A 20,615-nucleotide genomic window follows, 5' to 3' on the forward strand; every position below is an offset into this window, starting at 1 on the left:
TGACTTCCACGCATAAGTAAAGTGATTGTAGGCCTATTTTTCTCATAGATCGCGCGGCGCACAATTCGGCTCCTAGGGTAAACCCGTTATTTCCAGGAGATTGAAATGCCTATCGCGCTATGGGCGCTGGCCGTGGGGGCTTTTGGCATCGGCACCACGGAATTCGTCATCATGGGCCTGCTGCCCGAAGTCGGCGCCGATCTGGGCGTCTCGCTATCCAGCGCCGGGCTGCTGGTTACCGGCTACGCCCTGGGCGTGGTGGTCGGCGCGCCCCCCGTCGCTATCCTGACCACCCGGCTGCCGCGCAAGACGCTGCTGCTGGGCCTGATGCTGATCTTCACGCTGGGCAACCTGGCCTGTGCCTTGGCGCCGGGCTACGGCACGCTGATGGCGGCGCGGGTGCTGACCTCGCTGGCGCACGGCGCGTTCTTCGGCGTGGGCTCGGTGGTGGCCACCAGCCTGGTCAAGCCCGAAAAGCAGGCCTCGGCCATCGCCTTGATGTTCACCGGCCTGACCCTGGCCAACGTGCTGGGCGTGCCCTTCGGCACCTGGCTGGGCCAGGCCTGGGGCTGGCGCGCCACGTTCTGGGCGGTTACCGGCGTGGGCATCGTGGCCATGCTGGCCATTGCCACCTGGGTGCCGCGCAGCCGCGGCGACCAAGGCGGCAACCTGATGGGCGAACTGCGCGCCCTTACCCGCCCGCAGGTGCTGTTGGGCTTTGCCATGACGGTGCTGGGCTTTGGCGGCGTGTTCACGGCATTTACGTACATTGCCCCGCTGCTGACCGAGCTGGCGGGCTTCAGCCCGGGCGCGGTGTCGCCCATTCTGCTGCTGTTCGGCGTGGGGCTGGTGGCGGGCAACACCTATGGCGGCAAGCTGGCCGACCGGCGGCTGATGCCCACCCTGGTGGGCAGCCTGGCCCTGCTGGCCGTGGTGCTGGCGGTGTTCAGCCTGACCGTGCACGCCAAGTTCGCCGCCGTCGCCACGGTAGCCCTGCTGGGCGCCGCCGCCTTCGCGACCGTGCCGCCGCTGCAGATGCGCGTGCTGGAAAAAGCCGGCGATGCGCCCAACCTGGCATCGGCCTTCAACATCGCCGCCTTCAACCTGGGCAATGCCGCCGGCGCCTGGCTGGGCGGCCTGACCATCGACCACGGCCCCGGCCTGGCCGCCACGCCCCTGGTCGCCGCGGCCGTCACCGCCAGCGGCCTGGCCATCGCCCTGTACAGCTGGCGGCTGGACCGCCGGCCCTGCGCGCTGGCCACGGCCTGACACTTGCGGGCTTGCCCCACCCACTCATCTTCTTTCAGGAACCATTCAATGATCCCCACCAAACCCCTGTCCCGCGACGGCGGCTCGATTCCCGCGCTGGGCCTGGGCGTGTTCCGCATGCCGGCCGAAGACACGTCGCGCATGGTCAAGACCGCCCTGCAGCTGGGCTATCGCCATATCGATACCGCCCAGATCTACGGCAACGAGGCCGACGTGGGCCGAGGCCTGGCTGAATCGGGCGTGGCGCGCGACGCGGTGTTCGTGACCACCAAGGTCTGGGTAGACCACTACCGCGGCGCCGACTTCCGCCAGTCGGTGCAAGACAGCCTGGACCGGCTGCGCACCGATTACGTCGACCTGCTGCTGTTGCACTGGCCCAGCGGCGCAGTGCCGCTGGCCGAGCAGATTGCCGCACTGAACGAGGCGCACGCCGACGGCCGCGCGCGCCACATCGGCGTCAGCAACTTCACCACCGCGTTGATGCGCGAAGCCGCGGCGCTGAGCGCCGCGCCGCTGGCCAACAACCAGGTCGAATACCACCCCTACCTGGATCAGTCGGCCGTGCGCGCCGAAGCGCAGCGCCTGGGCATGAGCATCACCGCCTACTACGGCATGGCCGACGGCAAGGTGCTGCAAGATCCGGTTATCGGCGAGATGGCCCGGCGCCTGGGCAAGACGCCGGCGCAAATCGCGCTGCGCTGGCTGGTGCAGCAGGACAATGTCATTGCCCTGAGCAAGACCCTGCGCGCCGACCGGGCGGCCGACAACGCACGCATTTTCGACTTCGAGCTCGACGCCGCCGACATGCGTGCGCTGGCCGGGCTGGCGCGCCCGGACGGCCGCCTGGTGTCGCCCGACGGGCTCGCGCCGCAGTGGGATTGAACCCTGGCTCGCGGAAGGGCGAAGCGCGGATGGAGTATCGTTGACCGCCATCGTCCTTTGGGAGCGCAAGGTGAATCTGAAACTGAACGGCAAGGTAACGGTCGTGACGGGCGGCAGCAAGGGCATCGGCCTTGCGGTGGCGAATGCGTTCGCCGCCGAAGGCGCGTACGTGGCCATCATCGCGCGCAATCCCGAAGGCCTGGAACAGGCGCGCACGCAGCTGCAGGCCAGCGGCCACAACGTGGCGGTGTTTCCGGCCGACCTGTCCGACCCGCAGGCCGCCGCGCGGGCCATCGAACGCATCGAAACCGAAATCGGTCCCATCGACATCCTGGTCAACAGCGCCGGCGCGGCGCGCCGGCACGAACCCGAAGACCTGGACGCGGCCAAATGGCGCGCTGCCATGGACGCCAAGTTCTTTCCGTACATCCATGTGCAGGACGCAGTGCTGCCGCGCATGCGCGCCCGGGCGGCCACGCGGCCGGCGGGCGCCACCAACGGCATTGTGGTGAACATCATCGGCAACGGCGGCAAGCGCCCCACCAGCATCCACCTGGCGGGCGGATCGGCCAATGCGGCGCTGATGCTGTCCACCGTGGGCCTGGCGGCCCACTACGCGCAGTACGGCATACGCATCAATGCGATCAATCCGGGGCCGATCTTCACCCAGCGGGTGGAACAGGCGCTGGACCTGGACGCCAGCCGGCGCGGCATCACGCGCGACGAAGCCCTGGCCGAAAGCCAGGCGCGCATCCCGATGGGCCGCTACGGCAAGGCTGAAGAAGTCGCCGACGTGGCGCTGTTCCTGGCCAGCGCGCGCGCATCGTATGTGGTGGGCGCCATCATCCCGATGGATGGCGGCGCGTCGGCAATGATCTGACCCCCCCCCCGAAGCGCTACGCGCTTCCCCCAGGGAGGCGACGCTGGCGGACCGGCGAAGCCGGCTCCGCGGCGTTCCCGGTCGAGGGACATCTATTTCATGCGGCGGGGTCGATCTGGCAGGTGTCAGGCTCCCGCAGGGTGCCTGACACCGTACGATTGAGACGATCTCTGCACACTTCGGTGTCTGGCACCCTGCGGGAGCCAGACACCTGCTTTAGGCCTAGCGCTTCAGTTGCGACACGTCGCGCACGGCGCCGCGGTCGGCCGAGGTGGCCAGGGCGGCGTAGGCCTGCAGGGCCTGCGAGACCACGCGCTGGCGGTCGACCGGCTTCCAGGCCTGCGCGCCGCGCGCATCCATGGCGGCGCGCCGCTTGGCCAGTTCGTCATCGGACACGGCCAGGTTGATCTTGCGGTTGGGGATGTCGATCTCGATGGTGTCGCCGTCTTCGACCAGGCCCACGTTGCCGCCTTCGGCCGCTTCCGGCGAGGCATGGCCGATGACCAGGCCCGACGATCCGCCCGAGAAGCGGCCGTCGGTGAACAGGGCGCAAGTCTTGCCCAGGCCCTTGGATTTCAGGTACGAGGTGGGATACAGCATTTCCTGCATGCCCGGCCCGCCCTTCGGGCCTTCGTAGCGGATCACCACCACGTCGCCGGCCACGACCTTGTCGCCCAGAATGCCTTCGACCGCGTCGTCCTGGCTTTCGAACACGCGCGCGCGGCCGGTGAAGACCCATTGCGATTCATCCACGCCCGCCGTCTTCACGATGCAGCCCTTGGGCGCCAGGTTGCCGTACAGCACGGCCAGCCCGCCGTCCTGGGAATAGGCGTGTTGTTTGCTGCGGATGCAGCCGGCCTGGCGGTCGAGGTCGAGCGTCAGGAAGGTGGCGTCCTGGCTGAAGGCCACGGTGGTAGGAATGCCGCCCGGCGCCGCGCGGAAGAACTTCTGCGCGGCTTCGCCGGCGCCGCCGTTGATGTCCCACTGCTCGATGGCGGCGCCCAGCGTGCCGCTGTGCACGTTGCCGCAGCTCAGGTCCAGCAGGTCGGCGCGCGCCAGTTCGCCCAGGATGCCCAGGATGCCGCCGGCGCGGTGCACGTCTTCGATGTGGTACTTGTCGGTGGCCGGCGCCGCCTTGCACAGGCACGGCACCTTGCGCGAAATGCGGTCGATGTCGGACATGGTGAAATCCACGCCCGCCTCTTGCGCCGCGGCCAGCAGGTGCAGCACGGTATTGGTGGATCCGCCCATGGCCACGTCCAGCGTCATGGCGTTCTGGAAGGCGCTTTTGGTGGCGATGCTGCGCGGCAGCACCGACGCGTCGTCTTGTTCGTAATAGCGGCGGCACAGGTCGACAACCAGGCGGCCGGCCTGCTCGAACAGGCCCTGGCGCCACGCGTGCGTGGCCACGATGGTGCCGTTGCCCGGCAGCGCCAGGCCGATGGCCTCGGTCAGGCAGTTCATGGAATTGGCCGTGAACATGCCCGAGCACGAGCCGCAAGTGGGACAGGCGCTGCGCTCGAACTGCTCGGCCTCGGCGTCGGTGATGTTGGGGTCGGCGGCCTTGATCATGGCATCGATCAGGTCGATCTTGGCGATGACCTTGCCGTCGGTGGGCGACTTGATCTTGCCGGCTTCCATGGGGCCGCCCGAAACGAACACCACGGGAATGTTCAGCCGCATCGCGGCCATCAGCATGCCCGGAGTGATCTTGTCGCAGTTCGAGATGCACACCATGGCGTCGGCGCAGTGCGCATTGACCATGTATTCGACCGAATCGGCGATCAGCTCGCGCGACGGCAGCGAATACAGCATGCCGCCATGGCCCATGGCAATGCCGTCATCGACGGCGATGGTGTTGAATTCTTTGGCGACGCCGCCGGCGGCTTCGATTTCCCTGGCCACCAGCGCGCCCAGGTCGCGCAGGTGCACGTGGCCCGGCACGAACTGCGTGAACGAGTTGACCACCGCGATGATGGGCTTGCCGAAATCGCCGTCCTGCATGCCGGTGGCGCGCCACAGGGCGCGGGCGCCGGCCATGTTGCGGCCGTGGGTGGACGTGCGGGAACGGTATTGCGGCATGGTCTTTCTCGGGCGGGTAGGGTTCGCAAAGTGCTAAATAATACGCCGGATTGCCGGGGGCGGCCGCCTGCGCCGCCGGGCGCGGGTCAGCCTCGCGCGCCGCCCAGGGCCAGCAGGGCCGCGTGCAGCTGGCCCAATCCGCGGTGCAGGGGCTTGTCGCCGCGCAGCACCACCGCCAGGGTGCGCGACAGGCGCGGGGCCAGCGGCCGTACGCGCAGGCCGGGGCGGCCGCGGCCCGCGGGCATGGCCATGCGGGGCAGGATGGCGCAGCCCAGGCCTGCCGCCACGATTTCTTTCATGGCCTCGGTGCTGCCCAGTTCCATGGCGGGCCGGGCCCGCAGGCCGGCGGCCTCGAACCAGTCGTCGACCAGCCCGCGGGTGCGCGCGCCCGGCTCGAACAGCACCAGCGGCCGGTCGGCCAGCGCCTGCGCCGTGATGCGCGCCGGCAGCCTGCCGCTGGCCGGGAAAATGGCCACGAACTCGTCGTCGAGCACCGGCGTCACCTGGAACATGCGGCCGGGCGCGGGCAGCGTGACCAGGCCGATGTCCAGGGTGTTGGCCTCGATGCCGCGCAGCACGTCAGTGGTATTGCCGGTGCTGGCCACGATTTCCAGGGCCGGGAAACGCCGCCGCAGATCGGCCAGCAGGGGCGGCAGCAAATAGGTACAGGCGGTGGCGCCGGTGCCCAGCCGCACCCGCCCGACCACCTGCGCGCTGTGCGCCTGCATGCTGCGCTCGGCCTGCTCGACCGCGGCGTCGATGGCGCGGATGTGGGCCAGCAGGTCGGCGCCGGCAGCGGTTGCGGCCACTTTGCGGCCCACCCGCTCGGCCAGCCGCAGGCCATAGCGGCGTTCCAGCTGGCGCACCTGCAGGCTGACCGCCGGCTGGGTCAGCCCGTGCCTGTCGGCGGCGGCCGAGAAGCTGCCCAGCTCGATCACATCCAGGAAGATGCGCAGGTGGTCCAGGTTCAGGCCGCGCATGGGGCAATCCAATCCAAAGAATTACTTATGCTTTGCATAATAAACCAAAGCTTTATTAATGCATTGGTTTGGCGCACACTGCAAGGCAGCGGCGGGGCCTGCCCGCCTTTCCCACCCGGCTTTCTTTCCTATGCCCGCCTCTGCATCCACCCCATTGATCGTGCGCGACAGCACCGCCGACGATATCGACGCCATCCAGGCCATCTACGCCCATCACGTGCGGCACGGCACCGCCTCGTTCGAGCTCGAGCCGCCGTCGGCCGACGAAATACGGGCTCGGCGCGAAGCCGTGCTGGCGCAGCGCCTGCCCTACCTGGCGGCCGAACTCGACGGCGAATTGGTCGGCTATGCCTACTGCACGCCGTACCGGCCGCGGCCGGCCTACCGCCACACCGTGGAAGACTCGGTATACGTGAAGCCGGGCAAAGCCGGCCACGGCATCGGCGGGCGCCTGCTGGCCGCGCTGATCGAGCGCTGCACCGCCGGCGGCTGGCGGCAGATGCTGGCCGTGGTGGGCGACAGCCGCAACGCGGCCTCGCTGGCCCTGCACGCCAGCCAGGGCTTCCATCCGGCCGGCACCCTGCGTTCGGTGGGCTACAAGTTCGGCCAGTGGCGCGACACGGTGCTGATGCAGCGGGCGCTGGGCAACGGCGACCACAGCGCCCCCGCCGAACGCCACGGCTGAGCGGCGCGCGTGCCTGCCGTCATCCCCGCGCGCGCGGTCATCTGCCTGGGCCTGACCCAGCTGGTGAACTGGGGCGTGTCGTTCTACCTGATCAGCAATTTCGGCCCGGCCATGCAGGCCGAGCTGGGCTGGAGCGTGGCGCAGATCTACGGCGGCTTTTCGCTGGCCATCGTGATCATGGCCGCCGCCTCGCCCATGGCGGGCCGCGCCATCGACCGCTGGGGCGGCCAGCGCGTCATGCCGGCCGGATCGGTGCTGGTGGCGCTGGGCTGCGCGCTGCTGGCCGCCGCGCACGCGGCGCTGCCCTACTATGCGGCCTGGGTGGTGCTGGGCGTGGGCATGCGGCTGACGCTGTACGACGCCGCCTTCGCCGCGCTGGCCCGCATCGGCGGCCCGCAGGCGCGGCGCGCCATGTCGCAGATCACGCTGTTCGGCGGGCTGGCGTCCACCGTGATGTGGCCGGTGGGGCAACTGCTGGCGCAGTGGCTGGGCTGGCGCGGCGCGGTGCTGGCCTATGCGGGGTTCTCGCTGTTGATCCTGCCGTTGTACCTGGCGCTGCCGCGCGGCCGCTATGCGGCCGGGGCGGAACAGGCCGCCGAGCGCCCCGGCCTGGCCCGCACGCCGGCCGACCAGCGGCTGGCGCAAGGCCTGTATGCGCTGATCGCCATGCTGGCCAACTTCCTGACCGCCGCCAATGCCACGCACTTGATCGCCATGCTGACCGGGCTGGGGCTGGCGGCGTCGACCGCGGTCGGCATCTCGGCCCTGTGGGGCATCGGCCAGGTCAGCGCCCGCCTGCTGGAGCTGCTGTTCGGCGGACGATTGCATCCACTGATGCTGAACCTGGCCACCACCGCCGTGATGCCGCTGTGCTTCGTGGCCGGCGCGTTGGCCGGGCATCCGGTGGCGGCCGCCCTGTATGCCTGCCTGTACGGCGCCTGCAACGGCCTGCTCACCATTACCCGCGGCACGCTGCCGCTGGCTCTGTTCGACTACCGGGTGTATGGCGCGCTGGTGGGCCGGCTGCTGGTGCCCGGCTTTCTGCTGACGGCGGCGGCGCCGGTGGCCTACGGGGAATTGATCGCCTGGCAGGGGCCGCGGGCGGCGATGGTGGCATCGATGCTGCTGGCCGGCGTGATCCTGGCGGCGTCGGCGTGGCTGTATGTGCGCTTCCGCAGGTAAAGCGCGCTACGCCGCCTGCCGGCGCTTCCAGCGTTCCCAGCCCGCCTTGCGCAACGCGCAGGCGGGACATTGCCCGCATCCATATCCCCAGTCGTGCCGTGCGCCGCGCTCGCCCAGGTAGCAGGTATGGCTGTGCTCGACCACGATGTCCACCAGCGCCTTGCCGCCCAGCTGCTGCGCCAGCGCCCAGGTATCGGCCTTGTCTATCCACATCAGCGGCGTCTCGATGGTGACGCGCGACCCCAGCCCCAGGCCTAGCGCCACTTGCTGCGCCTTGATGGTGTCGTCGCGGCAGTCGGGGTAGCCCGAGAAATCGGTTTCGCACATGCCGCCCACCAGCACATCGAGCTGGCGCCGGTAGCCCAGCGCGGCCGCCAGGGTCAGGAACAGCAGGTTGCGGCCCGGCACGAAGGTATTGGGCAGGCCGTTGGCCTGCATTTCGATGGCGCGGTCGCTGGTCATGGCGGTGTCGCCCACCTGGCCCAGCACCCGCAGGTCGAGCAGATGGTCTTCGCCCAGCCGCGCCGCCCAATGCGGAAAGCCGGCGCGCACTTCGCGCAGCACGTTCAGCCGCGCATCGAGCTCGATGCGGTGGCGCTGGCCGTAGTCGAACGCCACGGTCTCGACATGCGCGTACCGGTCAAGCGCCCACGCCAGGCAGGTGGTTGAATCCTGGCCGCCGGAAAACAGGACCAGCGCGCGGCGGGAATGATTCTGCATAGACAGTCTCGGGCAAGAAAACAGGCAAGGCGCCATGGCGGAACTGTACCGCAAGGCCGGCCGTAAGAATGCCTGCGTAAAATGGCCGGCGTCACTGTAATTGCTGTTTTCCGTATCGCCCGCCTCCTGTTTCCAACCCCTTCGTCCGACGGATTCCTTACCCGATGAAAGCCATCCGCCCGCAGTCCGCCACTGCCGAACCCTTGCGCCACGACATCCGGCTGCTGGGCCGATTACTGGGAGAAGTCATCCAGGCCTGCGAAGGCGAACGGGTATTCGACACCATCGAGACGCTGCGCCGCACGGCGGTGCGATTCCGGCGCGAAGGCAACGAAGCCGACGGCAAGCTGCTGGAACAGCGCGTCAAGCGCCTGCGCGACAACGACCCGAATTCGGTGGCGCGCGCGTTCAGCTACTTCCTGCACCTGTCCAACATCGCCGAAGACCGCGACCAGAACCGCGCCCAGCGCATGCGCGCCCTGGCCGACGACACGCCCGCGCGCGGCAGCCTGCGCGAAGCCTTCGCGCTGCTGAAAGAACAGGGCGTGGGCAGCGCCCGCATCCGCCGCCTGCTGGCCGAGGCCCGCGTCGTGCCGGTGCTGACCGCGCACCCCACCGAAGTGCAGCGCAAAAGCACGCTGGACGTGCACCGCGAAATCGCCGCCGTGCTGCTGCAGCGCGAAGGCCCGCTGACCGCCGAAGAAATCGCCGATCTCGACCTGGCCCTGCTCGGCCGCGTGGCCACGCTGTGGCAGACGCGCATGCTGCGCTATACGCGCCTGACGGTGGCCGACGAAATCGAAAATGCCCTGTCGTACTACCGCAGCACCTTCCTGAACGTGATCCCGCGCGTCTATGGCGAACTGTCGCGCCTGCTTGGGCGCGACTCGGCCAAGCCCTTCGCCGCGCCGCCCGCGCCGCTGGAACCCTTCCTGCGCATGGGCAGCTGGATCGGCGGCGACCGCGACGGCAACCCCAACGTCGATGCCGGCACCCTGGAACTGGCGCTGCTGCGCCAGGCCACGGTGCTGTTCGAGCACTACCTGCAAGAAGTGCATGCCCTGGGCGCCGAGCTGTCGATCACCACGCTGCTGATCGATGCCGACCCGGCCCTGCAGGCGCTGGCCGAAAGCGGCGGCGACGATTCGCCGCACCGGCGCGACGAGCCCTACCGCCGCGCGCTGGTCGGCATCTACGCGCGCCTGGCCGCCACCGCGCAGCAGCTTACCGGCCGCGACCTGGCGCGCCGCGTCACCCATCCGGCGCCCGCCTATGGCGCGCCGCAAGAACTGGCGCAAGACCTGGCCGTCATCGCCGCGTCGCTGTCGGCGCACCATGCCGCGCCCATCGCGCGGCTGCGCCTGACCGGCCTGCAGCAGGCCGTGGAAGTATTCGGCTTTCACCTTGCCACGGTCGACCTGCGGCAAAGCTCCGACGTGCACGAACGCGTGCTGACCGAACTGTTCAAGCGCGCCGGGGCGCAGCACGACGGCAAACCGGTGGACTACGCCCGCCTGGATGAAGACGCCCGGGTGGCGCTGCTACGCGCCGAACTGGCGCTGGCGCGCCCGCTGGTCTCGCCCTGGCTGCCCTACAGCGAAGAAACCACGCGCGAACTGGCCGTGCTGCGCGCCGCCGCCGCCGGCCGCGCCCGCTACGGCAAGCTGGCCGTTCAGCAAACCATCGTGTCGCACACCGAAACCCTCAGCGATCTGCTCGAAGTACTGGTGCTGCAGAAAGAAACCGGCCTGATCGTCGACCCCGAGCCCGGCGCGGCCATCGCCGCCGGCGACGGCCTGATGGTGGTGCCGCTGTTCGAGACCATTCCCGACCTGCAGCGCGGCCCCGACATCATGGCGGCCTGGCTCGATCTTCCCGAGCTGCGCCAGCGCGTCAAGCATGCCCAGGACGGCACCCAGGAAGTCATGCTGGGGTATTCCGACAGCAACAAAGACGGCGGCTTTCTTACCTCGAACTGGTCGCTGTACCAGGCCGAACGCGCGCTGGTCGATGTGTTCAGCGCGCGCGGCGTGCGGCTGCGGCTGTTCCACGGCCGCGGCGGCTCGGTGGGCCGCGGCGGCGGCTCCAGCTTCGACGCCATCCTGGCGCAGCCGCCGGGCACGGTGGCCGGCCAGCTGCGCCTGACCGAGCAGGGCGAAGTCATCCAGAGCAAGTACAAAGACGCCGAGGTGGGCCGCTGGCACCTGGAACTGCTGGTGGCCGCGACGCTGGAATCGACCCTGGCGCCGCGCGCGGCCGCCACCAGCGCCGAAGACGCGCACATGGCGCATTACGGCCCGGCCATGTCGTTCATGTCCGATGCCGCGCAGCGCAGCTACCGCGGCCTGGTGTACGACACCCCCGGCTTTGCCGAATACTTCTTCGCGTCCACGCCCGTCAGCGAAATCGCCGGGCTGAACATCGGGTCGCGCCCCGCCTCGCGCAAACAGGGCCAGCACATCGACGACCTGCGCGCGATCCCATGGGGGTTTTCGTGGGCGCAGTGCCGCCTGATGCTGACCGGCTGGTACGGCATGGGCTCGGCCATCGAGGCCTACCTGGAAACCGGCGCTGCCGGCACGCCCCGCTCGCGCCGCGCGCGGCTGGCGCAACTGCGCGAAATGGCGCGCGAATGGCCGGCCTTCCGCACCCTGCTGTCGAATATGGAAATGGTGCTGGCCAAATCCGACCTGGCCATCGCGGCGCGCTATGCGCAGCTGGTGCCCGACCGGGCCCTGCGCAAGCGCATCTTCGGCCAGATCAGCGCCGAGCACGCCCGCACCGTATCCATGCTGCGCCTGCTCACCCAACGCGAACTACTGGCCGACAACCCCGCGCTGCTGGCCTCGCTGCGCGAACGCTTCGCCTACATCGACCCGCTGAACTACCTGCAGATCGAACTGATCCGCCGCTACCGGAAGGCGCAGCTTGACGGTCGCGGAGAGCCGGACAAGCGCGTGCGGAGTGCGATTCACCTGACCATCAACGGGATTGCGGCGGGACTGCGGAATTCGGGCTGACGTTGTGGGGTTTGTCCGGAATGGGTTTGTTCGATTGGATCTTTTCTGCTGACGCCGCGTCGGGCGCGCGGGGCCGGTTCGGCTTCACGGTGCCGTCCGGGCGCCCCGCGCGCCCGGGCCCGGCCCCGAGGCGCCTTACCGGCCCCGCGCGCCCGCCGCGGCTGCATTAGCGCTGACTCGCCGCATCGCTGGGCCTGATGGAGTTCTTGCATTCTTTCGTCAGGCGCCTTTTAAGAAGAAGACATGGCGGGGCCGCGCGGGAAGGCCGCCCAGCGCGGCCTTCCCGCGCATTCGAGGGGGTGGTCGGGTGTTGGCTGTTTTTGGTCTTTAGATGTTTTCAAGTGTCTGACTCCCGGAGGGTGTCGGACACTGTTGTGTGCGACAGCTGTTTCAGCCTGCGGTGTCTGACACCCTCCGGCAGTCAGACACCTAAACCAGCAAATCGCGCCCCCCCCCACCCGAATGCCGGATGAAGCCGCGCTGGGCGGCTTCATCCGGCGGCCCGGCACGATGTTTTTCCTTTCCACCCCCGGCGGCAAACACGCAAGAACCCAGTCCTTCCCAGCGCCATGGGGAACCAGATCTTCCGCAAGTCGTGGCGGGCTGGGGGGTGGGGATGGGGCGCCTCGGGGTCGAGCGAGGGAAACCGTAGGAGGCCGCAGGCCGACGAGGTTGACGCAGCGATGTCGGCCGCGAAGGCGGCCGACCGGCCCCGTGAAGCCCCATCCCCCCCCCCCAGCCCGCCGCGACGCCTCAAGAACCCAACACCCCTCAGCGCCAGACAAAGACCCTTAATTTGTCGCCCACCCCCATTTCTTAGTACTATCAATGAATTCTAGATACGTACAAATGTTCGTATATAGAACATACTGATTCCNACGCCGCGGGACGGGGCCAGAACTCAAACCGAACCCGCACAGATACCTCCAATTTGCCCACCCCGCCACACCTCTCTATAGTCGAGCCATACTCGCATGGCTCGCGCACGGCGGCCCTCAAAGGATGATCGACATGAACCCCCGGCTGAATGCCTTCGTAAACGCAGTGGACAGCGCCCTGGGCGCCGGCCGCGCCGCCGAAGCCGAGGTGCTGGCCGCGGTCAGTTCGGCCATGCGGCGGCTGGTCGAAGACGACAGCTGGCTGGCCGCGCCCTGTACCGTGCCGCACCCCGAACACTACCAGCAATACCTGCTGCACCTGGACCCCGCCGGACGCTTCTCGGTTGTCAGCTTTGTCTGGGGCCCCGGACAGCGCACGCCCATCCACGACCATACCGTCTGGGGCGTCATCGGCATGCTGCGCGGCGCCGAGATCGGCACTCGCTACCGCCTGCGGGACGGCCACCGCGCAGTCGCCGACGGCCCGGCGCAGGTGCTGCAAACCGGCCAGGTGGAACAGGTATCGCCCGCCATCGGCGACGTGCATCGCGTGCAGAATGCCAGCGCCGACCAGGTAGCCATCAGCATCCACTGCTACGGGGCGGATATCGGCCAGGTCAGGCGGCATGTCTACTATGAAGACGGAACGCCGCCGAAGACCTTCGTGTCGGGCTATTCGGCGCCCGGCGCAGGCTGATCCAAAGGCAGGCTTTTCCGCCTTTTCCGGGGCGGCAGGCGTGTTCTTCCGGCCCCTATTCCCTTTTGGCCGGGGCCGCCTAATAGTACGCACTCTCCTCCTATTACATGCTGTCGTATGCCCTCGGAACGCAAGCCGCGCGCGATCGGTGCGCAATTGAGCAATCTGTCCGAAGTAGACGAAGCGTACCGCTACCAGCTTCTGGTGGAAGCGGTCATGGATTACGCCATCTATCTGCTCGACCCGGACGGCTACATCAGCAGCTGGAACGCCGGCGCCGCGCGTTTCAAGGGCTACCAGGCCCACGAGGTCATCGGCAAGCATTTCTCCTGCTTCTATACCGAACAGGATCGGGCCGCCGGCCTGCCGGCCAGGGCCCTGCAAACAGCCGCCAGCGAGGGGCGGTTCGAAGCCGAAGGATGGCGCGTACGCAAAGACGGATCGCAATTCTGGAGCAGCGTGGTCATCGACCCGGTCCGCAACGCCTCCGGAAAATTACTGGGCTTTGCAAAAATCACCCGCGACATCACAGCGCAGAAACAGGCCGCCGACGACCTGCTTTCGGCGCGCGAGGCGCTGCACCAATCACAGAAACTGGAAGCGCTGGGCCTGCTTACGGGCGGGGTGGCGCATGACTTCAACAATCTGCTGATGGTGATACGCGGGTCCGCCGAGCTGCTGCGCCAACCCACGCTCAGTGACAGCAAACGCCAGCGTTATATCGATGCCATATGCACCACCTCGGACAGGGCCGGGCACCTAACGCGGCAGCTGCTGGCCTACGCGCGCAAGCAGCCCCTGCGCCCCACCACCTTCGACGTACGCAATTGCATAGAAGGCATGCAGGATCTGTTCCACGCCACCACGGGCTCGGCCGTCCAGGTTCAGTACGAACTGCCGCCTGATCCCTGCTGTGTGCACGTCGATCGCAACCAGCTCGAAACCTGCATCCTGAACATCGTCATCAACGCGCGCGATGCCATGCCGTCCGGGGGCACGCTGACCATAGCCGTTACCTGCGTCGATGAAACGCCGCCAACGCGCCATCACGGCGCCGTGCATGGCCCTCACGTGGCCATCTCGATCGCCGATACAGGGTCGGGCATCGCGCCCAACGTGGTAGACCGGGTGTTCGAGCCCTTTTTCACAACCAAGGCTCCTGGCCACGGAACGGGGCTGGGGCTCAGCCAGGTGTTCGGATTTGTCAGCCAGTCCGGGGGCCATGTCGACGTCGCCAGCACGCCCGGCAGCGGCACGGTGTTTACCTTGTACCTGGCCAAAGCCCAGCCGACCGGACTCGAAGACCTTCTTTCGCCCCAGGCCGATATCTCCGGCATCACCCAACGCCCCAGGCACAAGATTCTACTGGTGGACGACAACGCCGAAGTCAGCGATATCGTGAAAAACCTGCTGCAGGACCTGGGCCAGGACGTGGTATTGGCGCGCCATGGCAATGCGGCGCTGGAGATTCTGCGCCAGCAGGACGGCGCGTTCGACCTGGTCATTACCGATATCGTGATGCCCGAATTGAACGGCATCGATCTCGCCCGCCATATCCAGGAACAGTGGCCTGGCCTGCGCATCGTGCTGGCCACCGGATACACCCTCACCCTGGCCGAACTGGGGCCGGCCGACTTCCACCTTTTGCACAAGCCCTACTCGATAGAAGCCCTGACCAAAGTGATCGACGCTATCCCGCGGGCCTAGAACGGCCACGCGCCGCCAGCCGTTCGAGCTCTTCGTCTTTGGCTTGCCACTGCTGGCCCAGCCAGTGGTGGAATTCGGCGCGGAAGGCCTTGTCGCGGGTGTAGTCAGCGTCGCAGAACCCGGGCGGCACCGGCACCTGCCGAATGCGCACGGCCACCGGCCCGATGCGGCCGCATGCCAGGTCCCAGAAGCGGGGTATTCCTTCCGGATAGGCAATGGTAACGTCCACCATCGAGTGAAAGCGCTTGCCCATGGCGTTCAACGCCACCGCCAGGCCGCCCGCCTTGGGCTTGAGCAGATGGCGGTATGGCGAAGACTGCGCAACCCGCTTGGCTTCGGAAAAGCGCGTGCCTTCCACGAAAATCATCACGCTGGTGGGCACCAGCGAAAACTTCTCGCAGGCGCGCCGCGCGGCTTCCTGGTCTTCGCGGCCCAAAGCCGGATTGCGGCGCAGCTCGGCCTTGCCGTGGCGCTTCATGAACGGAAAATCCAGCGCCCACCAGGCCAGGCCGATCACCGGCACGTAGATCAGCTGTTGCTTCAGGAAGAACTTCAGCAAGGGAATGCGCCGGTTCAGCGCCCACTGCAACACGAAGATGTCCACCCACGACTGGTGATTGCAATTGACCAGATACCAGTCGGCGTAGCGCAGCCCGGCATGGCCCTGAACGTCCCAGGGGGCCCGCTGGATGCGCTGGAACCAGCCGGCGTTGCCCGAGACCCAGGCGGTGGCTATGGCGTTGAGCACCGGGTCGACGCGCCGCCTGACCGCCGGGAAAGGCAGCATCAGCTTGAGCAGCGCCACGGGAAGCAGCAGCAGGCACCAGAACAGCGTGCTGGCGCCGAGAAGAATGATGCTGATCACGCCGGTAAGCCAGGCAAGCCGGCCGCGCGGCACCGGGAATGCACGGCGTTGCGGCGGGGTTTCGCCAAATCCGGGCGCGCTGCCTTCGGCGGTGGCGGCGGTACGGTCCACGTCTGAGGACTGGTCTGAAAAAGTCATGGGCGCCAGTTTGCAGCCCCTGGACCGGAAATGATCTGCGCAAGATCAAAAACCGACTTGGCGGGCAGCTTCACCTTCAGCCAGTTCCGCGCTATGGCCCCGAATGCCCGCGGGCGCGCGGCTACCGTTCGCCCATGACAAAGCCCCGCGCAGAAACTGGGCGGGGCTGGTCGGCACTACTTGGAATTGTTCTTGGCGGAGACGGTGGGATTCGAACCCACGATGCAGTTTTTGGCCACATACTCCCTTAGCAGGGGAGCCCCTTCAGCCTCTCGGGCACGTCTCCGCAGAACTTGCGATTCTAGCATGATTTTCCCGGCCCGCGCCTGCCGGCGCCGGCCGGGAATGCCAGGCGGTCAGGCCTTTTCGGCGGGCGCCTGGTCCAGGCCGAACGCCTTGTGCAGGGCGCGCACGGCCAGTTCCATGTACTTGTCGTCGATGATCACCGAGGTCTTGATTTCGCTGGTGCTGATCATCTGGATATTGATGCCTTCCTGCGACAGGGTCTGGAACATCAGGCTGGCCACGCCCACGTGCGAGCGCATGCCGATGCCCACGATGGATACCTTGGCGACCTTGTCGTCGGTGACCAGTTCGCGGGCTTCGACGGCCGGCATGACTTCGCGCTTGAGCAGGTCGATGGTGCGCTGGAACTCGTTGCGGTTGACCGTGAACGAGAAGTCGGTGGTGCCGGCCACCGACTGGTTCTGCACGATCATGTCGACATCGATGTTGGCGCCGGCCACCGGCCCCAGGATGGAGTAGGCGATGCCGGGTTTGTCGGGCACGGCCAGCAGGGTGATCTTGGCTTCGTCGCGGCTGAAGGCGATGCCGGAGACAACGGCGGCTTCCATTTTTTCGTCTTCCTCAAAAGTAATCAGCGTGCCCGAAGCCATTTCTTCTTCGAGCGGGATGAGCGGGTCGGTCAGCGACGACAGCACGCGGGTGGGAACGCGGTACTTGCCGGCGAATTCCACCGAGCGGATCTGCAGCACCTTGGAACCCAGCGACGCCATTTCGAGCATTTCTTCGAACGACACCACGGACATGCGGCGCGCTTCGGGCACCACGCGCGGATCGGTGGTGTACACGCCGTCGACGTCGGTGAAGATCAGGCATTCGTGGGCGCCCAGCGCGGCCGCCACGGCCACCGCCGAGGTGTCGGAGCCGCCGCGGCCCAGGGTGGTGATGTGGCCTTCGGGATCGATGCCCTGGAAGCCCGTAACGATGACGACCCGGCCGGCGTCCAGGTCGGCCCGGACGCGGGCGTCTTCGATGGACGTGATGCGGGCCTTGGTGAACGAGGAATCGGTGCGCACCGGCACTTGCCAGCCGGTGTAGCTGCGGGCGGGCACGCCTTCGGCCTGCAGGGCCACGGCCAGCAGGCCGCTGCTGGCCTGCTCGCCGGTGGCGGCGATCATGTCGAGCTCGCGGGGATCGGGCTGGGGCGCGATTTCGCGGGCCAGGCCCAGCAGGCGATTGGTTTCGCCGGCCATGGCCGACGGCACCACCACCACTTGGTGGCCGGCGGCATGCCACTTTGCAACGCGGCGCGCCACGTTGCGGATGCGCTCGACCGAGCCCATCGAAGTACCGCCATATTTGTGAACGATCAGGGACATCTCGTGCTCTGGCTGGAAACCCGCCCCACCGGGCAGGCAAAGCTTGGCATTTTAACGCGCGGTGAAATTTTGCGCAGGCGCCCGCCGAGATGCGCTTCCGCCAGGTGCCTGACACCGAAGTAAGTCGCAGCCGTCTCAGTCGTACGGTGTCCGACACCCTGCGGGAGTCGGACACCTGGCAATAGGCCGACAGCCTCTGCACACTCCGGTGTCTGGCGCCTGCGGAGCCAGACACCTTCGAAGGCCCCTATTCTCGCGGTTCGATCCAGACCCGGCCGCGGTGGCAGCGGATCAGGTGCCGCGCATGCGCCACGCGCATCTGGCGGTCATGGCCCAGGCTGTGCAATTGGCGCAGCTGGCGCAGCAGGTCGGCCAGACGCGCTTCGGTGGGCATGCGGGCGCCGTGCAGGCCCAGCCAGTAGCGCAGCACCTGCGCCTGGCGGGCCGCCGGCAGCTCGCGCCACGGCGCCAGCGCGAAGCTGGCCAGGTCGGCCGCAGGCTGCAGCGCGGCCAGGTCGGCGCGCGCCACCTCGTCGAGAATGCCGGCGGCCTCGGCCATGTGGCGGGCATGGTCGGCCAGCCGGGCCTGCCAGCCGGGCCAGCGGGCATCCAGCGCCGGCGCCAGCAGCTCGCGCACGGCGGCGCGCGTGTAGCGGGGATCGGCATTGGTGGGATCTTGCACCGGCTGCCAGCCATGCAGCGCGGCGAATGCCCGGGCCGCGCGCAAGATGTCGGCCCGGGGCTGGTTCAGCCAGGGCCGCAGGTAGACCAGGCCGTCGCGCGGCATGCTGGGCGCCATGGCGGCCATGCCTTGCACGCCGGTGCCGCGCAGCAGCCGCAACAGCACGGTTTCGGCCTGGTCGCCCTGATGGTGGGCCAGCAGGATGTGGCCCACCCCGTGCTGCCCGGCCAGGCCGGCCAGCGCGGCATAGCGGGCCTCGCGCGCGGCGGCTTCGATGCCCAGGCCGCTGTCGGCCCGCACCTGCGCCCACGCGGTGTGCACGGGCACCTGCAGGATGCGGCCCAGTTCACGGACCTGCGCGGCCCAATCGTCGGCCGCGGCCTGCAGGCCGTGGTGCACGTGGAAAATCAGCAGGTCGATGCCCAGCCGGCGGGCCAGCGGCGCCGCATGGGCGGCCAGCATGGCCGAATCGGCCCCGCCGCTGGCCGCCACGGCCAGGCGCGCCGCCGCGCCGGCCAGGGGCCGCATGGCGGCCTGCAGAGCGGCGGCCAGGGTGGCCGACGGGAACGCTTGCCCGCCCGGCTGCGCGTCGGCCGGCGTGGCGGGAGCAGGCGGCTCGGCGGGTTTCATGGAACAGGCGCCAGGCGCCGCGCGGGCCGGGCTGGGCGCCCGGCGGCCGCGTCAGGCGCGAACTTCCTGGAACTTGCCGTAGGACAGCAGGCGCTGCATGCGCTGCTCGATGAGCTCGTCGGGCGTCATGCCGCGGAACTGCCGCAGCGCGTCGCCCAGGGCCCGGCGCAGCAGGCGCGCCATGACGCGCGGGTCGCGGTGCGCGCCGCCCACGGGTTCGTTGACGACGCGGTCGATCAGGCCCAGGTCTTTCAGGCGCGGCGCGGTAATGGCCAGCGCCTCGGCGGCGTCGGAGGCCTTGTCGGCGCTGCGCCACAGGATGGACGCGCAGCCCTCGGGCGAAATGACCGAATAAGTGGCGTACTGCAGCATCAGCACGGCATTGCCCACGGCAATGGCCAGGGCCCCGCCCGAGCCGCCTTCGCCGATGACGGTGGCGATGACGGGCACCTTGAGCTCGGCCATGGCGTACAGGTTGTGGCCGATGGCTTCGGACTGGCCGCGTTCTTCGGCGCCCACGCCGGGATAGGCGCCCGGGGTGTCGATGAAGGTGAACACCGGCAGGTTGAATTTCTCGGCCAGCCGCATCAGGCGCAGCGCCTTGCGGTAGCCCTCGGGGCGCGGCATGCCGAAGTTGCGCGCGGCGCGCTCTTTGGTGTCGCGGCCCTTCTGGTGGCCGATGACCATGCACGAAGCGCCGTTGAAGCGCGCCAGGCCGCCCACGATGGACTGGTCGTCGGCGTACATGCGGTCGCCGTGCAGTTCGTGGAAGTCGGTGAACATCTCGCGCACGTAGTCCAGCGTGTAGGGCCGCTGCGGGTGGCGCGCCACCAGGGCGGTCTGCCAGGGCGTGAGCTTGCCGTAGATTTCCTTGGCCAGGGTCTGGCTTTTCTGCTGCAGGCGGCCGATCTCGTCGGAAATGTCTACCGCAGAATCGGCCTGTACATAGCGCAGCTGCTCGATCTTGTTTTCAAGCTCGGACAACGGTTGTTCGAATTCAAGGAATGTATTGCGCATGAAGTATGGTTCCGTTATTGGGCGCCTGGTGACTCAGTTCAGAACCGGCTTCGATTCCAGACTGCGCCACAAATACCAGGTTGCCACGGTACGCCAGGGCTGCCATGCCGACGAGACCTCGCGGGCCTCGAAGCGCGAGACAGGCTCTCCGCTGAAGTAGTGTAGCGAGATTGCCTTGAGCAATCCCAGATCGTCCAGCGGCAGGACGTCCGGCCGCTGCAGGTTGAAGATCAGGAACATCTCGGCCGTCCAGCGGCCGATGCCGCGGATGGCGACCAGTTCCGAGACCACGCTTTCGTCGTCCATGGCGGCCCATTTTTCGGGGCGCACGCGGCGTTCGCCGAAATGAGCCGCCAGGTCTTGCAGGTATTCGCACTTGCGCTGCGACAGGCCCGCCTGGCGCAGGGCTTCGGTGCGCACCCCCAGCACCCCGGCCGGCGTGGGACGCTTGCCCACGGTGTCGAGCAGGCGCTGCCACAGGGCGTCGCCGGCCTTGTTGGAGATCTGCTGGCCCACGATGGCGCGCGCCAGCGTCACAAAGGGCGTGCCGCGCGAAGTCAGCCAGACCTCGGCATGCTGCGGGATGAGTTTTTTCAGGATGCGGTCGCGCCGCATCAAGTGGGCGACGGCTTCTTCCCAGTAGTGCGGCTTGGCGGCGGCGATGTCGGCGGCGGGCATG

The 20,615-nt window shown here is 68.1% G+C and carries 16 protein-coding genes and 1 tRNA gene; 8 read left to right on the forward strand and 9 right to left on the reverse strand.

The annotated features are described in order from the left end of the window. Nucleotides 1-105: 105 nt before the first annotated feature. The 3 genes from J2P76_RS20320 (at nucleotide 106) to J2P76_RS20330 (ending at nucleotide 3,031) form a co-directional block, all read left to right on the forward strand. Nucleotides 106-1,269, forward strand: a complete 1,164-nt coding sequence (locus J2P76_RS20320) for an MFS transporter (protein ID WP_207409658.1) — start codon at nucleotides 106-108, stop codon at nucleotides 1,267-1,269. Nucleotides 1,270-1,317: 48 nt separating this feature from the next. Continuing rightward, nucleotides 1,318-2,151, forward strand: a complete 834-nt coding sequence (locus J2P76_RS20325) for an aldo/keto reductase (protein ID WP_207409659.1) — start codon at nucleotides 1,318-1,320, stop codon at nucleotides 2,149-2,151. Between the two features lie 70 nt (nucleotides 2,152-2,221). Continuing rightward, nucleotides 2,222-3,031, forward strand: coding sequence for an SDR family oxidoreductase (locus J2P76_RS20330; protein ID WP_207409660.1), 810 nt, complete (start codon nucleotides 2,222-2,224; stop codon nucleotides 3,029-3,031). A 222-nt stretch (nucleotides 3,032-3,253) separates the two neighbouring features. On the opposite strand, the gene ilvD is transcribed toward J2P76_RS20330, so the two are convergent. Then, nucleotides 3,254-5,113, reverse strand: a complete 1,860-nt coding sequence (gene ilvD, locus J2P76_RS20335) for a dihydroxy-acid dehydratase (RefSeq protein ID WP_207409661.1) — start codon at nucleotides 5,111-5,113, stop codon at nucleotides 3,254-3,256. Nucleotides 5,114-5,199: 86 nt separating this feature from the next. Beyond that, nucleotides 5,200-6,093: a LysR family transcriptional regulator gene (locus tag J2P76_RS20340; protein ID WP_207409662.1), complete on the reverse strand. Its 894-nt coding sequence runs from the start codon at nucleotides 6,091-6,093 to the stop codon at nucleotides 5,200-5,202. Nucleotides 6,094-6,223: 130 nt separating this feature from the next. Between J2P76_RS20340 and J2P76_RS20345 the strand changes: the two genes are divergently transcribed. Continuing rightward, complete coding sequence (locus J2P76_RS20345; RefSeq protein WP_207409663.1) at nucleotides 6,224-6,778, forward strand: GNAT family N-acetyltransferase; 555 nt, start codon at nucleotides 6,224-6,226, stop codon at nucleotides 6,776-6,778. A 9-nt stretch (nucleotides 6,779-6,787) separates the two neighbouring features. Then, a complete protein-coding gene (locus tag J2P76_RS20350; protein ID WP_207409664.1) occupies nucleotides 6,788-7,960 on the forward strand; it encodes an MFS transporter in 1,173 nt (390 codons plus the stop codon). Nucleotides 7,961-7,966: 6 nt separating this feature from the next. Here J2P76_RS20350 and queC read toward each other — a convergent pair whose 3' ends face one another. Next, nucleotides 7,967-8,680 (reverse strand): 7-cyano-7-deazaguanine synthase QueC, encoded by a 714-nt coding sequence (gene queC / locus J2P76_RS20355; protein ID WP_207409665.1) that lies wholly within the window; start codon nucleotides 8,678-8,680, stop codon nucleotides 7,967-7,969. Nucleotides 8,681-8,844: 164 nt separating this feature from the next. Between queC and ppc the strand changes: the two genes are divergently transcribed. The 3 genes from ppc (at nucleotide 8,845) to J2P76_RS20370 (ending at nucleotide 14,982) form a co-directional block, all read left to right on the forward strand. Continuing rightward, complete coding sequence (gene ppc, locus J2P76_RS20360) at nucleotides 8,845-11,700, forward strand: phosphoenolpyruvate carboxylase (protein WP_207409666.1); 2,856 nt, start codon at nucleotides 8,845-8,847, stop codon at nucleotides 11,698-11,700. A gap of 1,011 nt (nucleotides 11,701-12,711) precedes the next feature. After that, nucleotides 12,712-13,275 carry a cysteine dioxygenase gene (locus tag J2P76_RS20365; RefSeq protein ID WP_207409667.1) on the forward strand — a complete coding sequence of 188 codons (564 nt, stop codon included), beginning with the start codon at nucleotides 12,712-12,714 and terminating at the stop codon, nucleotides 13,273-13,275. A 156-nt stretch (nucleotides 13,276-13,431) separates the two neighbouring features. Continuing rightward, a complete protein-coding gene (locus tag J2P76_RS20370) occupies nucleotides 13,432-14,982 on the forward strand; it encodes an ATP-binding protein (protein ID WP_242697628.1) in 1,551 nt (516 codons plus the stop codon). Here J2P76_RS20370 and J2P76_RS20375 read toward each other — a convergent pair. From J2P76_RS20375 to J2P76_RS20400, 6 genes are all read right to left on the reverse strand, one after another. Further along, nucleotides 14,966-15,880: an acetyltransferase gene (locus tag J2P76_RS20375; RefSeq protein WP_207410611.1), complete on the reverse strand. Its 915-nt coding sequence runs from the start codon at nucleotides 15,878-15,880 to the stop codon at nucleotides 14,966-14,968. The two genes, J2P76_RS20370 and J2P76_RS20375, sit on opposite strands and share 17 nt — an antisense overlap. A 298-nt stretch (nucleotides 15,881-16,178) precedes the next feature. Continuing rightward, a tRNA-Ser gene (locus J2P76_RS20380) sits at nucleotides 16,179-16,271 on the reverse strand. A gap of 70 nt (nucleotides 16,272-16,341) precedes the next feature. Beyond that, a complete protein-coding gene (locus J2P76_RS20385) occupies nucleotides 16,342-17,607 on the reverse strand; it encodes an aspartate kinase (RefSeq protein WP_207409669.1) in 1,266 nt (421 codons plus the stop codon). A 247-nt stretch (nucleotides 17,608-17,854) separates the two neighbouring features. Continuing rightward, nucleotides 17,855-18,829 (reverse strand): tRNA lysidine(34) synthetase TilS, encoded by a 975-nt coding sequence (gene tilS / locus J2P76_RS20390; RefSeq protein ID WP_207410618.1) that lies wholly within the window; start codon nucleotides 18,827-18,829, stop codon nucleotides 17,855-17,857. Nucleotides 18,830-18,970: 141 nt separating this feature from the next. Continuing rightward, entirely contained in the window at nucleotides 18,971-19,936 is a 966-nt protein-coding gene (locus tag J2P76_RS20395; protein WP_207409670.1) for an acetyl-CoA carboxylase carboxyltransferase subunit alpha, read from the reverse strand. A gap of 33 nt (nucleotides 19,937-19,969) precedes the next feature. Continuing rightward, nucleotides 19,970-20,614 carry a DNA-3-methyladenine glycosylase family protein gene (locus J2P76_RS20400; RefSeq protein ID WP_207409671.1) on the reverse strand — a complete coding sequence of 215 codons (645 nt, stop codon included), beginning with the start codon at nucleotides 20,612-20,614 and terminating at the stop codon, nucleotides 19,970-19,972. Between the last annotated feature and the right edge of the window lies 1 nt (nucleotide 20,615).

The sequence above is a fragment of the Bordetella petrii genome, assembly GCF_017356245.1.
GTDB lineage: Bacteria > Pseudomonadota > Gammaproteobacteria > Burkholderiales > Burkholderiaceae_B > Bordetella_A > Bordetella_A petrii_D.

Excerpts from the sequence above, each read along its gene's own strand:
- J2P76_RS20320 (WP_207409658.1), top strand. The coding sequence starts at position 106 with ATGCCTATCGCGCTATGGGCGCTGGCCGTGGGGGCTTTTGGCATCGGC.
- J2P76_RS20325 (WP_207409659.1), top strand. The coding sequence starts at position 1,318 with ATGATCCCCACCAAACCCCTGTCCCGCGACGGCGGCTCGATTCCCGCG.
- ilvD (WP_207409661.1), bottom strand. The coding sequence starts at position 5,113 with ATGCCGCAATACCGTTCCCGCACGTCCACCCACGGCCGCAACATGGCC.
- J2P76_RS20340 (WP_207409662.1), bottom strand. The coding sequence starts at position 6,093 with ATGCGCGGCCTGAACCTGGACCACCTGCGCATCTTCCTGGATGTGATC.
- J2P76_RS20345 (WP_207409663.1), top strand. The coding sequence starts at position 6,224 with ATGCCCGCCTCTGCATCCACCCCATTGATCGTGCGCGACAGCACCGCC.
- queC (WP_207409665.1), bottom strand. The coding sequence starts at position 8,680 with ATGCAGAATCATTCCCGCCGCGCGCTGGTCCTGTTTTCCGGCGGCCAG.
- ppc (WP_207409666.1), top strand. The coding sequence starts at position 8,845 with ATGAAAGCCATCCGCCCGCAGTCCGCCACTGCCGAACCCTTGCGCCAC.
- J2P76_RS20365 (WP_207409667.1), top strand. The coding sequence starts at position 12,712 with ATGAACCCCCGGCTGAATGCCTTCGTAAACGCAGTGGACAGCGCCCTG.
- J2P76_RS20385 (WP_207409669.1), bottom strand. The coding sequence starts at position 17,607 with ATGTCCCTGATCGTTCACAAATATGGCGGTACTTCGATGGGCTCGGTC.
- J2P76_RS20395 (WP_207409670.1), bottom strand. The coding sequence starts at position 19,936 with ATGCGCAATACATTCCTTGAATTCGAACAACCGTTGTCCGAGCTTGAA.
- J2P76_RS20400 (WP_207409671.1), bottom strand. The coding sequence starts at position 20,614 with ATGCCCGCCGCCGACATCGCCGCCGCCAAGCCGCACTACTGGGAAGAA.